Source organism: Oceanospirillum sanctuarii (genome assembly GCF_002150805.1).
Classification (GTDB): domain Bacteria; phylum Pseudomonadota; class Gammaproteobacteria; order Pseudomonadales; family Halomonadaceae; genus Oceanospirillum; species Oceanospirillum sanctuarii.
On record NZ_MTBA01000003.1, the window covers coordinates 141391 to 155963 of the forward strand.

At 51.3% G+C, this 14573-nt stretch carries 11 protein-coding genes; 6 read left to right on the forward strand and 5 right to left on the reverse strand.

From position 1 onward, the window contains the following. From BV405_RS04460 to BV405_RS04470, 3 genes are all read left to right on the forward strand, one after another. Entirely contained in the window at positions 1 to 678 is a 678-nt protein-coding gene (locus tag BV405_RS04460; RefSeq protein WP_217895570.1) for a YqiA/YcfP family alpha/beta fold hydrolase, read from the forward strand. Between the two features lie 108 nt (positions 679 to 786). Next, positions 787 to 2688, forward strand: a complete 1902-nt coding sequence (gene parE / locus BV405_RS04465; protein ID WP_086479670.1) for a DNA topoisomerase IV subunit B — start codon at positions 787 to 789, stop codon at positions 2686 to 2688. 145 nt (positions 2689 to 2833) lie between these two features. Further along, positions 2834 to 3442: a LysE family translocator gene (locus BV405_RS04470; RefSeq protein ID WP_086479671.1), complete on the forward strand. Its 609-nt coding sequence runs from the start codon at positions 2834 to 2836 to the stop codon at positions 3440 to 3442. A gap of 6 nt (positions 3443 to 3448) precedes the next feature. Here BV405_RS04470 and BV405_RS04475 read toward each other — a convergent pair whose 3' ends face one another. Together BV405_RS04475 and ilvD are read right to left on the reverse strand one after the other, a co-directional pair. Next, entirely contained in the window at positions 3449 to 4363 is a 915-nt protein-coding gene (locus BV405_RS04475; RefSeq protein ID WP_245832260.1) for an FRG domain-containing protein, read from the reverse strand. Between the two features lie 160 nt (positions 4364 to 4523). Then, the gene (gene ilvD, locus BV405_RS04480; protein WP_086479673.1) at positions 4524 to 6356 is read right to left on the reverse strand and encodes a dihydroxy-acid dehydratase; all 1833 of its coding nucleotides are present in this window, start codon (positions 6354 to 6356) and stop codon (positions 4524 to 4526) included. Positions 6357 to 6688: 332 nt separating this feature from the next. Here ilvD and ald point away from each other — a divergent pair, with 332 nt between their 5' ends. Beyond that, positions 6689 to 7804 (forward strand): alanine dehydrogenase, encoded by a 1116-nt coding sequence (gene ald / locus BV405_RS04485; RefSeq protein ID WP_086479674.1) that lies wholly within the window; start codon positions 6689 to 6691, stop codon positions 7802 to 7804. Between the two features lie 103 nt (positions 7805 to 7907). On the opposite strand, the gene argA is transcribed toward ald, so the two are convergent. From argA to BV405_RS04500, 3 genes are all read right to left on the reverse strand, one after another. Continuing rightward, entirely contained in the window at positions 7908 to 9272 is a 1365-nt protein-coding gene (gene argA, locus BV405_RS04490; protein ID WP_342743913.1) for an amino-acid N-acetyltransferase, read from the reverse strand. Positions 9273 to 9606: 334 nt separating this feature from the next. Beyond that, on the reverse strand, positions 9607 to 10872 hold the full coding sequence (locus BV405_RS04495) for an inorganic phosphate transporter (protein ID WP_086479676.1): 1266 nt from the start codon (positions 10870 to 10872) through the stop codon (positions 9607 to 9609). Between the two features lie 64 nt (positions 10873 to 10936). Continuing rightward, positions 10937 to 11611 (reverse strand): TIGR00153 family protein, encoded by a 675-nt coding sequence (locus BV405_RS04500; protein WP_086479677.1) that lies wholly within the window; start codon positions 11609 to 11611, stop codon positions 10937 to 10939. A 361-nt stretch (positions 11612 to 11972) separates the two neighbouring features. Here BV405_RS04500 and BV405_RS04505 point away from each other — a divergent pair, with 361 nt between their 5' ends. Both BV405_RS04505 and BV405_RS04510 read left to right on the forward strand, forming a co-directional pair. Then, entirely contained in the window at positions 11973 to 13436 is a 1464-nt protein-coding gene (locus BV405_RS04505) for a CYTH domain-containing protein (protein ID WP_086479678.1), read from the forward strand. An 85-nt stretch (positions 13437 to 13521) separates the two neighbouring features. Next, positions 13522 to 14517: an ion transporter gene (locus BV405_RS04510; protein WP_086479679.1), complete on the forward strand. Its 996-nt coding sequence runs from the start codon at positions 13522 to 13524 to the stop codon at positions 14515 to 14517. Positions 14518 to 14573: the final 56 nt, after the last annotated feature.

Below are 14573 nucleotides of genomic sequence, written 5' to 3' on the forward strand. Positions count from 1 at the left end.
GTGGATAACCAGATTCAACATCACATCATTTATGTGCACGGCTTTAACAGCTCGCCGGGCTCCTTTAAGGCGCTGCAGCTGAAAGCTTTTGTCGAACAGAACCAGCTGGATCTGCAATACCATTCGCCAATGCTCAGCCACTGGCCGGAAAAAGCGATGGATGCGCTGGAAGATCTGCTTGAACAGATCAAAGCCGATGATCAGGCTGCAGGGAAGATTACCCGCATTCTGCTGGTAGGCAGTTCACTGGGCGGTTTCTACAGCACCTATCTGATGGCTCGTTATCCCGGTCTTAAAGCAGTACTGATCAATCCGGCAGTCTTCCCGCAGGAGCTGTTACCAGCCTATCTCGGGCTGAACGAGAACCTCTATACTGGCGAACAGTACGAGCTGACTCAGGACCACATGCAGCAGCTACGTAAACTGCACATGGCCGAACCTGCCTGCACCCAGAATATTAAAGTGCTGCTGCAAACCGATGACGAAGTGCTGGATTATCGTCGGGCCGAAAACTACTACCGTCAGGCGGATGTACAGGTTATTGAAGGCGGCGATCACGGCTTCCAGAATTTTGAACACCACTTCACCACCCTTCTGGACTTTGCCGGAATCAGCTATCCCGATAAGCTGACCATGCCGGAAGAAGATGAAGTGCTGAAGCTCAGAGCTCTGGTTTAAAAACGGCCTCAGATAAAGGCCAGACGGTATAAAGATCAAGCGGTATAAAACCCAAAAGCGAAAAGGCTCTGGCCGTCATACAAGACAAAAAGAATATCAGGAACACCCATGAGTGCAGATAAACCTACACAAAGTTATAACGCTCAGGCCATCGAGGTTTTAAGCGGTCTGGATCCGGTGAAAAAACGTCCCGGAATGTACACCGATACTACCCGCCCAAATCACCTGGCGCAGGAAGTGATCGATAACAGTGTCGATGAAGCACTCGGCGGTTTTGCCCGCAATATTCAGGTCTGCCTGTTTAAAGATGGCTCTGTCTCAGTGGAAGATGATGGCCGGGGTATGCCAACGGATATTCACCCGGAACACGGCGTTACCGGCGTTGAACTGATTCTGACCCGCCTGCATGCCGGTGGTAAATTCTCCAACAGCAACTACCAGTTCTCCGGTGGTCTGCACGGGGTAGGTGTTTCTGTGGTAAACGCCCTCTCCAGCCGTCTGGAAGTCTCTGTAAAACGAGGCGGCGAACAGCTGAAAATCGCCTTTGCCCACGGCGACAAGGTTGAAGATCTGGAAGTGATCGGCACCGTTGGCAAACGCAACACAGGTACCAAGGTTCACTTCTGGCCGGAAGCCAGTTACTTCGACAGCCCTAAGTTCTCCGTCAGTAAGCTAAAGCACAACCTGCGTGCCAAAGCAGTTCTCTGCCCGGGTCTGCATATCACCTTCTGGGATGAGAACACCGGCGAAACCACCGAATGGCAATATGAAGATGGTTTGACCGACTACCTGAAGCAATCTTCTGTAGATTGGGAAACTCTGCCAGCATCACCTTTTACCGGCAGTTTCAGCGCTACTACAGAAGCCGTAGATTGGGCATTGCACTGGCTACCGGAAGGTGGCGAGCTACTGACGGAAAGTTACGTCAACCTGATTCCTACCGCTCAGGGCGGCACCCATGTCAACGGTCTGCGTGCCGGCCTGTTGGATGCTTTGCGTGAATTCTGTGAGTTCCGCAACCTGATTCCCCGTGGCGTCAAACTGACCCCCGAAGATCTGTGGGAACGCTGCAGCTATGTGCTGTCTGTAAAAATGCAGGACCCGCAGTTTGCCGGTCAGACAAAAGAACGTCTCTCCTCCCGTCAGACCGCAAGTTTTGTTTCCGGCGTGGTCAAAGATGCTTTCAGCCTGTGGCTGAACCAACATACCGCTGAAGCGGAAGCGTTGGCGGAGATGACCATCAACATCGCCCAGAAACGTCTGCGCGCCAGCAAAAAAGTGGCTCGTAAAAAGGTCACTCAGGGCCCTGCTCTGCCGGGTAAACTGGCGGACTGTTCCGGTCAGGATACCGCCCGTTCTGAGCTGTTTCTGGTGGAAGGTGACTCTGCAGGCGGTTCTGCCAAGCAGGCACGGGATCGTGAATATCAGGCGATTCTGCCCCTGCGCGGTAAAATTCTGAACACCTGGGAAGTCAGCTCCGATCAGATTCTGGCCTCTCAGGAAGTACACGATATTGCGGTCGCGCTGGGTATCGACCCGGCTAATCCGGATCTGTCCGGTCTGCGTTATGGCAAGATCTGTATCCTTGCTGATGCGGACTCCGATGGTCTGCACATCGCAACTCTGCTCTGTGCGCTCTTTATCCGCCACTTCCCGGCAATGGTCGATAACGGTCATGTCTTTGTTGCCATGCCACCGCTGTACCGTATCGATATCGGTAAAGAGGTACACTACGCACTGGATGATGATGAGAAGCAGGGCATTCTGGATCGTCTGGAAGCTGAGAACAAACGCGGTAAGGTCAACGTACAGCGCTTTAAAGGTCTGGGTGAAATGAACCCGCTGCAGCTGCGAGAAACCACTATGGATCCGAACACCCGCCGACTGGTTCAGCTAACCCGTGAAGAGCACGACGGTACACTGGAAGTGATGGATATGCTGCTGGCGAAAAAACGCTCTGGTGACCGTAAAGACTGGCTGCAGCAATACGGTAATCTGGCGGAGGTTTAACCCTCCGCTACGGACAGAACTTAAGCTCGCCCACGTACTCTATTTAAACTGAATTTCTGAGCAACAAACTGGCTTCCACGCTCTGCGTGGCAGCCTTTTTTGTTTCCTGTACCTCAAATATCTGCCCCCTGAATACCGGAGCTTTATGAGCCTGTTTCTGCTTTATCTCGCCACCATCTTTTTGATTATCGCCACACCCGGCCCTTCAATTCTGCTGATCATGCAGCACTCAGCATCCTATGGCGTAAAGCGCAGCTTTTATAACGCCTTGGGCGGTGTCAGCGCAGCCCTGATTCTCATCGCCCTCTCACTGGGCGGTGTTGCCTTTCTGGTGCAGGGTATCTGGATCAACGTACTATCGATTCTGGGAGCCTGTCTGCTGATCTGGATTGGCTTTAAAAGCTTTAAACCGATAGAGCTGAATGAGGAAGGCGAACATAACGAGAGCGACAAAGAACTCTTTAAATCCGCCTTCTATACCGGCATCAGCAACCCGAAAGACCTGATCTTTTTTGCCACCCTTCTGCCGCAATTTATCATCACCGACCTGCCCTACTGGCAGGCCTCACTCTATCTCGCCTTCGGCTGGCTGGTGCTGGATGTCAGCATTATGATGGGATACGCCCTCGGCGCGCATCTGTTAGCCCAGAAGCTAAGCATGGGGGCTCTGAATAAAACCCGGATGGTCAGCGGCGTATTGATTACGTTAATCGGCGGGGCGCTGCTGAGCAGCAGCGCGTATCAGTTAGTTTAGAAAATATCAGTACATCTTGAATTTCATCTTTGGAATTTCTAACTCCTTGATACTTGATGAAAATGCAATTTCATCAAGCCCATATTCGTTTTTTATAAACTGAGACACCATATCTATTTCTGGAAACAGCTTTGCTTTTGAGATACCTACGCTTGCTAACTGCTTCAAAATACCTTCTTTTGCAGAAGCCTTTACAATATATCTCTTACCGCTAGGTCGATAAATCCAATTACTAGGGACTGATGCTGCAGAATGCTTATTCCCATTAATACCAAAGAGTAAAAAAGCACCATCTTGCCTAACAACTCTTGGGTTATCCATTTTAGGTTTAACGCAGGCAATGCTTTCAATATGCTTGGGGTCTATTCTATCTAAAAAATGAGGTTTCTCTTGTTTGATATCATGCATTAAGTTAACAGCATGGTGATTATCATTGTGATGGAAAGCCTTCGAGCTTCCCCTAAAACGCTCACCAACTTCAAAATCGGAATTAGCCCAAGCCACATTCGAAATTACACTTACCGTATCACTATCAAAATACTTAACTTCAGACTTAGGTATTTTGAAAAAAATGATTTCACCGTCTTCAGTATTTTCATCGCCTCCGACGCAAGCGAAATACAAGGCAACTAATGGGTTCTCAGTTAAATCTAATAACCTAGTTGGCAAGTCGTAATGCTGCATCTTAACCAATTTTTCAAAGCTACTGTTCATCATGCTGAATTCGGTTGGGCAGCGCATTATGACTTCTCGGATAATTCTATTCTCATTACTTATCCATTGTGCCTTTCTATAAATTGACGGCTTCAACTCATAAGTCTTATTTGCATGCCCTCGAAAGAAAAACAAGCTGTCCTTGTCTTCTAATTCCGGGATAATTCCCAGTAACGTCCGTAAACTTCCAAGTTGTGCCTCTTTCATTTCCAAAGCAATATCCTTAAAACTGATAAATCATCCCAATATTAGCCTCCATCTATATTACAAGGATCCAGTCATCACAAACAGTGCCAGCCTACTAATAACAAAAAGCCCGCTGTGATTGCTCACAGCGGGCTTTTAGGTTCTTCGTCTTAGCTAGTAATTAATCCAGCTGAGACAGATCCCGTACTGCGCCTTTGTCGGCAGAGGTTGCCAACTTAGCATAGGCTTTCAGTGCCGCCGATACACGACGCGGGCGCTCTTCTGCCGGTTTCCAGCCCAGTTTGTCCTGCTCGGCGCGGCGTTTGGCCAGCTCTTCATCGGAAACCAGCACGTCGATGGTACGGTTTGGAATGTCGATGCGGATCATATCGCCATTGCGTACCAGACCGATGGCACCACCGGCTGCGGCTTCCGGTGAGCAGTGACCGATGGACAGACCAGAAGTACCACCAGAGAAACGACCATCCGTCAGCAAGGCACAGGCTTTACCCAGACCTTTGGATTTGATGTACGAAGTCGGGTACAGCATCTCCTGCATACCCGGGCCACCTTTCGGGCCTTCGTAACGTACGATAACCACGTCACCGGCAACCACTTTGTCATCCAGAATGTTGGCTACTGCTTCATCCTGTGACTCGGTGACATGAGCCGGGCCTTCAAACACCAGAATGGATTCATCCACACCGGCAGATTTCACCACACAGCCATCCTGCGCGATGTTGCCGTACAGTACCGCCAGGCCACCTTCCAGCGAGAAAGCGTGCTCCAGAGAACGGATACAGCCGTTTTCACGGTCGCCGTCCAGTGTCGGCCAACGGGTTGCCTGACTGAACGCGGTCTGAGTTGGAATACCGGCAGGGCCAGCCTTGTAGAACTCAACCACCTCTTCCGATGGGTTGCGCATGATGTCCCACTCATCCAGAGCGTCTTTCATGGTATCGCTGTGTACGGTTGGGGTATCGGTGTGCAGCTTACCGGCACGATCCAGCTCACCCAGAATGCCCATGATGCCACCGGCACGGTGTACGTCTTCGATGTGATATTTCTGCGTGTTCGGTGCTACTTTACACAGCTGAGGCACCACGCGGGACATACGGTCGATGTCCTTCATAGTGAAGTCGATTTCTGCTTCCTGAGCGATCGCCAGCAGGTGCAGAATGGTATTGGTGGAACCGCCCATGGCGATATCCAGCGCGATAGCGTTTTCAAACGCTTTAAAGCCCACCGAACGTGGCAGAACACGCTCGTTGTCCTGCTCGTAGTATTCGCGGGTCATTTCAACGATGCGGTGACCGGCACGTTTGAACAGCTGCTCACGATCCGCGTGAGTGGCTACCACAGTACCGTTACCCGGTAGTGCCAGACCCAGGGCTTCCGCCAGGCAGTTCATGGAGTTGGCGGTAAACATACCGGAGCAGGAACCACAGGTAGGGCAAGCAGAACGCTCAACAGCATCCACCATCTCGTCAGACGCATTCGGATCAGCCGCCAGCACCATAGCATCAACCAGATCCAGCTTGTGCTCAGACAATTTGGTTTTACCGGCTTCCATCGGGCCACCGGAGACAAAAATGACCGGAATATTTAGTCGCATGGCTGCCATCAGCATCCCCGGAGTGATCTTGTCACAGTTGGAGATACAAACCATGGCATCGGCGCAGTGTGCGTTCACCATGTACTCAACGGAATCCGCAATAATGTCGCGGGATGGCAGCGAGTACAGCATGCCATCGTGTCCCATAGCGATACCATCATCGATCGCAATGGTATTAAATTCTTTAGCAACGCCGCCGGCAGCTTCAATCTCGCGGGCAACCAGCTGGCCCATATCTTTCAGGTGTACGTGGCCCGGTACAAACTGGGTAAAGGAGTTCACAACCGCAATAATCGGCTTCTGAAAGTCATCATCTTTCATACCGGTTGCGCGCCACAGGGCACGGGCGCCAGCCATATTACGGCCTGCGGTGGAGGTCTTGGAACGATACACGGGCATGGGTAGTCCTCAGCAGCTTGGTGCGGATAAAAGCCCCGTAAAAACAGTGGCTTTACCCTTCTTTATAGATTAACTCTTGCAACCCACTTTTTTACCATTGTGACGCCGGTATGGCTAGGCATAGAGGGTGGAAAAACGGCCTTAAAACAGAAATTTTCACTGCAAAGCCTGTTCTATACTGGCGATAACCGTACGTTTTTGTTGGATTTTACTGGCAGAGCCCTGTTTTACAGGCAAGAGAGCCGGATTCCGGTTCATTACAGCGCCTTTTCTTCTTTTGAAACACGGAAAACTGCCGGACAAACTGCACTGAGATCTATAAGGAGCACTCTATGCTTATCGGCGTACCAAAAGAGATCAAAAATCAGGAATACCGCGTGGGCATGACACCCGCTGGCGTTAGTGAACTGACCCGCGCCGGTCATCAGGTCATCGTCGAACACAATGCCGGCGATGCCATTGGTTTTCCCGACAGCGACTATCAGGCCGCAGGGGCCAGCATCGAACCGGATGTTGCGGCTCTGTTTGATAAAGCAGAGATGATCGTTAAGGTCAAAGAGCCGCAACCGGTGGAATACGCTCGCCTGAAACCCGGCCAGCTGCTCTTTACCTATCTGCATCTGGCTCCCGATCCGGAACAAACCAAAGGTCTGATCAAATCCGGCTGTACCGCTATCGCCTATGAAACCGTTACCGATACCCATGGTGGCCTGCCGTTGCTGGCACCGATGAGTGAAGTCGCCGGTAAGCTTTCAGTTCAGGCTGGAGCCCGCTGTCTGGAGAAATCCATGGGAGGCCGTGGCGTGCTACTGGGCGGCGTACCGGGTGTTGAACCGGGTCATGTCACTGTTATCGGTGGCGGTGTCGTCGGTGAAAATGCAGCCAGAATGGCGATGGGCTTAGGCGCAGAAGTTACGATTCTGGATCGCTCTATTCCCCGCCTTAGAGAGCTGGAAGCCCGCTATGCTGGTCGTCTTAAAACCCTTTATTCCACGCAGGAAGGGGTACTCGACTGCATTCGTCGCAGTGATCTGGTGGTAGGCGCAGTACTGATTCCGGGGGCAGCAGCTCCCAAGCTGATTACCCGAGAGATGCTGAAAGAGATGCCAAAAGGCAGTGTGCTGGTGGATGTCGCCATCGACCAAGGCGGCTGCTTTGAAACCAGTCGCGCCACAACCCACGATGACCCTGTCTTTATCGAAGAAGATATTGTGCACTACTGCGTTGCCAATATGCCGGGAGCAGTTGCCCGCACATCAACTCTGGCATTGACCAACGCTACCCTGCCCTTCGTTTTGGCTCTGGCTAACAAGGGTTGGCAAGATGCAATAAAAGACGATAAGTACCTGATGAATGGGCTAAATATTCATGCAGGACAGGTAACAAATCAGGCGGTAGCCGAAGCTCTGGACTATGCTTACGTTAATCCGACAAGTTTTGTCGGGTGATACAGGTCTTTTGCTTGGCTGCTCTTGCAGCAAATAAGGCGGGAAGCTCTCGGTAGCACTGGAGAGCCCCGCCTTTTTTTGGATCTAACCGTGTAAGAATCTCTTAAAGGGTTTTAACAAACACCTTAGAGTTACGTTGCCAGTTGTAGAGTTCCTGTCGGGCTCTTGGTAGTGCATCCACATCCGCCGGTTCAAAGCCTCGTTCACGGAACCAGTGCGCGGTATGGGTTGTGAGCACAAACAAACGCTCCAGACCAATACGATTCGCACGTTTCTCAATATGCTGCAGAATCAGATCACCCCGATGGCCACCCTGATACTGGCTGTGAACCGCAACGCAAGCCAGCTCTCCGATCCCATCTTCCGCAAACGGATAGAGGGCGGCACAGCCGATCATCATGCCGTCCAGTTCGACCACGGTGAACAGGTCGATCTCGTTTTCCAATCGCTCCCGGGAGCGGCGCACCAAGACACCCTGCTCTTCAAGAGGACGGATCAGTTCCAGAATACCGCCGACATCTTCGATGGTGGCATCACGAACCTGTTCATAGAGCTCCTGCGTAATCATGGTGCCGCCACCATTGCGGGTAAACAACTCTTCGATCAAGGCACCGTCTTGCTGATAGCTGATCAGGTGGGCGCGATTAACACCAAAGCGACTGGTCTGCCACGCTGCATGCAGGGCTGCATAGTCTGTCGTCGTTTCATCAAGGGATTCCAGACGGCGACCAGCCTCTCGGGGTGGCATCACACGAATCACATCACCGGCTTCATCAAGAAGCCCCTGAGCCTCACTGAACACAATCAGCTTATCGGCTTTCAGCTCGATAGCCGCGCGGGTGGCAACTTCTTCCACGCTCAGGGAGAAGACCTCGCCCGTGGGCGAAAAACCCAGCGGCGGCAGCAGAACAATAGCCCCATCACCCAGCTGGCGATTGATAGCGCCGCAATCGACCTTGCGAACCTGCCCCGTATGACCAAAGTCCTTACCATCGATCACACCAACAGGGCGTGCGGTAATCATATTGCCGGTAGCAACCCGCAAAGATGCACCGTGCATCGGTGAGTTCGGCAACCCCATAGAGAGCCGGGACTGAATATCGATACCCGCTGAACCTGCAGCATCCTTAACCGCTTCCATCACATCCGTGGTGATAACCGGCCTTGCCCCTACGTATTCCAAAGCCAAACGTCGTCGCTCCAGTCGCTCCATAATCTGAGGACGGGCACCATAAGCCAGCACCAGACGCACACCCAAACTGTTTAACAGGGCAAGGTCATTAATGATATTGGCAAAATTTGGGTGCTGAATACCGTGACCATCCAGCAGAACGACGAAAGTTCTGCCCCGATGGGCATTGATATAAGGCGAGGAGTTACGAAAACTGCGCACATAATCACTTGTGGCCTGAAGACAGTCACTGGAGGATGGCAGGCAGTCGTTGGTCTTTTGGTTACTTGAGTTCAAGATGAATCCCAGCAGATCAGTAAGTAAATGGCTCTCCGGCCCGATCAGGGCTTTAAAGACAGAAAAACCCGCATAGCTTCTGCCTTGTCGGAACAAAACGAGCATGCGAGTTCGCAAATAGCATCTTCCGTCCGCTTAAGCGAACCTCAGATATGACCTTGATTGTAGTCGGGCTGAGGATTGGAGAAAAGAGAGCAAAAGGAAAAGAAGCAGGTTGTGGGCTAACTCACAAGACTTCAGGCCAGACCAGAAACAACAATGGCCGCATCAGCGGCCATTGTCAGTTTCGATCCCGGATCTTCCGGGTAATCTACTTTTGGTTAAGCGATTTCAATTAACCAAAGATACCCTTCAGCATAAAGAAGAAGAAGATCGACAGAGCAGCACCTGCTGGCAGAGTGATGATCCAGGACATAAAGATCGTCTTAACGATGTTCATGTTCAGAGCAGCCATACCACGAGCCAGGCCTACACCCAGAACCGCACCAACCAGAGTGTGCGTGGTAGAGATCGGCAGACCTGTACCGGAAGCCACTACAACCGTTGTTGCTGCTGCCAGAGTCGCGGCAAAACCACGGCTTGGCGTCAGTTCAGTGATGTTAGTACCAACGGTCGCGATAACCTTGTGGCCGTACATCACCAGACCTGCAACGATACCACCGGCACCCAGCAGCAGAACCCATGCAGGCATAGCAGACTTGCTGGCGATCTCACCACCGGACTGAACAACACCTACAACCGCAGCCAGAGGACCTACAGCATTTGCTACGTCATTAGAACCGTGAGCAAAAGCCATCGCACAGGCGGTGAACATCATCAGAACACCAAACACCTTCTCAACGCTGGAGAAGTGGAATTCTTTGTCAGCCTTCTCATCACGCTTGATGTTTTTCAGCAGCATGATGCCGATAACCATAACAGCCGCGCCAATCACCAGAGACCACAGGGTCGCCTGACCATAGCTCAGGTGTAGACCAACGTGCTTCAGACCTTTCAGCAGGGTAACCATCGCGATGATGAAACCTACCAGGAACATATAGAAAGGAACGTAGCGCTTGGCGTTAGCGAATGGATCGTCTTTTTCCAGAATCAGGTTCTGAACACTGCGGAACAGCATAAAGCCGATGGTACCCGCAAGAAGAGGGGAAACAACCCAGCTTGCCGCAATCTTACCCACCTTGCCCCAGGCAACCGCTTCCATAGAGATACCGACAGCGGCGAAACCGACAATCGCACCTACGATGGAGTGAGTAGTGGATACCGGCCAACCAAAGTGAGTCGCCACCAGCAGCCAGATACCCGCTGCCAGCAGAGACGCCAGCATGCCGTAAACCAGAAGATCCGGACTACCCGACAGAAGGCTCGGGTCGATAATGCCTTTACGGATGGTAGCCGTTACTTCACCACCTGCCAGATAAGCACCGGCAAATTCAAACAGGATCGCAATCAGAATCGCTTGTTTGATGGTAATCGCTTTGGAACCTACAGAGGTTCCCATGGCATTTGCCACGTCGTTAGCACCAACACCCCAGGCCATGAAAAAGCCAAACACACAGGCCAGGATAATAAATACGTCGGCGTATTGAGCAATAATTTCCATAAAAAAACCGTATCTAGTCGTCTTTCGTTATTGGATCAGCAAATACAGCTGTTAAGTCAGCTGATTATTTCGCCAGCAAGATTTGCAGGCGGCTGCCCACACGCTCAGCACGATCGGAAACATCACCGATCCAGTCGATGATCTTGTACATAAAGATCACGTCTACCGGAGGCAATTCAGCTTCCAGCTTGAACAGCTGTGCACGGATCTCAACCTGAAGTTGATCCGCTTCGTGTTCACAAACATCGATCTCAGCAATCATCTTCTTCACGAGTTCAGATTCGTGACGACCAAAACCGGTTTCAATCAACTCATCAATTTCATTCAGTGCACGGGAAGCGTGCTCAGCGGCTTTTACCGTTTTCTCAACGTAAGCAACCATCGCATCGGCCATTGCAGCAGGGATTTTCATCTTGCGGCCCAGCATAATACCGGCGATATCTTTGGTTTTATTGGCGATCTTGTCCTGAACGGTCAGCAGTTCAAGCAAGTCTGAACGAGGCACTGGCATAAACAGGCTGTCCGGCATATTGGTGCGGATAGCTGTTTTCATATCGTCAGCTTCGTTCTCCATGACAGCGATCCGTTGCTGTAGCTTTTCAGCTTGTTCCCAATCTTCCGCCAGAACGGCCTGAAAAAACGGAATCAACTGCTCCGCGCAGTTGAATGATTTGGACATATGATCCTGCATAGGACCAAATGGGGAGCGCCCAAAGAGTTTGGAAAATGGATTACTCATGTGGGTTTCTGCCTTGGAGTATGAATTTGGGCGAAAGTATAAGAGCTGTTTTTCGCCATGTCATAAAAAAATCCCAGTTTTGTCATCTTTTCTTGACTCAACTGTCATGATTTCTTGATATGGCCATTTTATATGTCAGTTATATTACAGCTTTATTACAACCCAACCCTTAACAGACTTTTTTGACCAAAATCCGCAAGCCGGTTTGCAGGGCTAAAATGCCAGCACAAAATGCCAACCTGAACAGATATTAGACTGGTAAACTGCACGGATGCTTTTTATCCTGCAGCACTACTTTGAACGATCTGTTTTTCACTGACTTGTTGTGTATCGCCACCGAACCACTGTTAAAGAGGACACCATGGCCAAGGAAATCGAACTCAAACTGACCATACCTGCTCAGGCCGGCGCTCTGTTACGCCAGCACCCTGTTTTAGGTCAGGCGGTCAGCTTCGACAGTAAGGTTCTGACAAATATCTATTTCGATACACAGGATTTACAGCTTAATAAAGCAAGAGTAGCACTGCGCATCCGAAAAGCCGGTGACCGCTACATTCAGACCCTGAAAACCAGTGGTAGTGGCAGCGGTGGTCTGCATGAAAGAGGCGAATGGGAATGGGAACTGAGCAAACCTGAACTAGACCTGAGTCTGATCGATGCCGACTGCTGGCCCAAGTCTCTGGATGCCGATCAGCTGAAAGCAACTCTGCAACCCGCCTTTGAAACCAACTTCACCCGCCAACGCTGGATGCTGAAGGTCAGCCATGAGCATCTGAATGCTGAGATTGAGCTGGTCCACGATCAGGGCGAAGCGATCGCCCAAGGCAAAAAAGACCCTATCAGCGAGATCGAACTGGAACTGAAATCCGGTGATGCCGACCTGCTGTTTAAAGTCGCCCACGACCTGTCCGATGAAGTCCCTCTGCTAATCAGCAATATCAGCAAAGCTCAAAGAGGCTTCCGTCTTTTTGCACCGGAAAAGGCCGGCCTGACGCCTGCCGGAGTTCCCGCGTTTGAGGATATTCAGGGGCTGATTCGTGCAGCACAAAGCGAGCTGGATCAGTTTATCTCTGCCCGAGACCAACTGGCCTTTAACCGCAACTGGGTTTTACTGGACAAGCTTTATGACAGTCTGCGCCAGCTGCGCTGGTGCCTGCTGCACCTGAGCCGACAAAACAACATCCCTGAGATTCTGCGCTACCCAACTGCACTGCGATATAAAATGCGCATGCTGAGCTATTCACTGGAATACCTGGCAACATCGCACCAGCAGAAAAACAGCTGGGAGCGCCTGGAAAGCTGCCCGGCAGAACTGAGAAACAGTGCCGACTTTTCTACCCTGAACGAGCACTATCAGCGCCTGATGACCGCCCCCTGGGTCGGTCAAACCCTGCTGGAAGTGATGCAGTGGCTCTATCTGATGAACCGTGAGCTACCGCAAAGTCACTTCAGTGACAGCGAGACAATCTTTCAGGCGCTTCTGAATCGGGTACAGCTGCCACGTTATCCCACCGACAAAGTCCTATGGCTGCGCCAACAAGCACCTTTGTTACACCTGAGTCGTTGGATTCACTATCAGTACCCGACACCAGCACTGGGAGTCAAAAACCTGCAGCAGCAAACCAAAGAGCTACTCAAAGACATCACGAAATTAAGTGGCCTGATGGCAGAAGAGATGGCATTGCTGAAACTGGAACGTGAAGGTGCTGCAGGCATTGATCAAAAACTGATCAAACGCAATCAGGACGATCAGTACGAACTGATTCTGGAGCTTGGCCGCCACGAGCTGACCTTCAACAGTCTGCAGCAGAATCTGCTGCGCTGATTAGCGGACAATTCCGGCAAACGAATAAATGGGAGCTTCGGCTCCCGCAACGATGTCTTAACCAGCTACAAAAGTGACCCCCACAATGGCTGCGGATCAGAAAACACCCTCCACTGAACAAACGGAGCAACCTGCACAACAGGGGCTGCGTCAGAAGATCTATCACGTCATCTTCGAAGCCAATACGCCGCTGGCAAAAGGTTTCGATATAGCACTCATCATCTGCATCTTATTGAGCGTCGCCTTGGTGATGCTGGACAGTGTGCAGGAGATCCATGATCGCTGGCATGAAGAGCTCTATATTATCGAGTGGGGCTTCACCATCATCTTTACCATCGAGTATCTGCTGCGCCTTTACAGCATTGGCAAACCGCTGAAATACGCCACCAGCTTCTTTGGTGTGGTGGATCTGCTTTGTATTATCCCGACTTATCTCAGCCTATTTTTTGCCGGAACCGAGGTCTTACTGGTGGTTCGTCTAGTGCGGGTGCTCCGGGTTTTCCGGATTCTGCGTCTGTTCCACTACGTTGGCGAAGCCGCAGCTCTTGCCAAGGCGATGCAGGCCAGTCGCCGTAAGATCACGGTATTCCTTTTTACCGTTATCACCATGGTGACCGTATTTGGCTCCATCATGTACGTGGTTGAAGGCCCGGAGAACGGCTATACCAGCATTCCCCGCAGCATCTACTGGGCAATTGTGACCCTCACTACCGTAGGCTATGGCGATATCACCCCGCAGACCAACTTCGGCCAGTTCCTGTCATCAATCGTCATGATCATGGGTTACGCCGTAATTGCCGTACCAACGGGTATCGTAACGGTAGAGCTCTCCAATACCATGAAGCGGCACATGCATCTGGTTTGCCGTGGTTGCGGCGAAGAGGGCCATGATGCCGATGCTGACTACTGCAAACTCTGCGGTACTGAACTTTCCCGACGGGATGGTCGCCAGCGCCATATGAAACCTGTGCCACTGCCGGATCTTCAACATTCCTCAACGGATAAAACAGATAGCAATGAAGGCACGAAGCCAAACGACAACTCACAGGATGATCCGCCAACAACGCAGAAACCTGTCTGATCACTCGCTGTGATTTTCAGGCACAGCTAAAAAACAAAAGGCCTGCAATAGCAGGC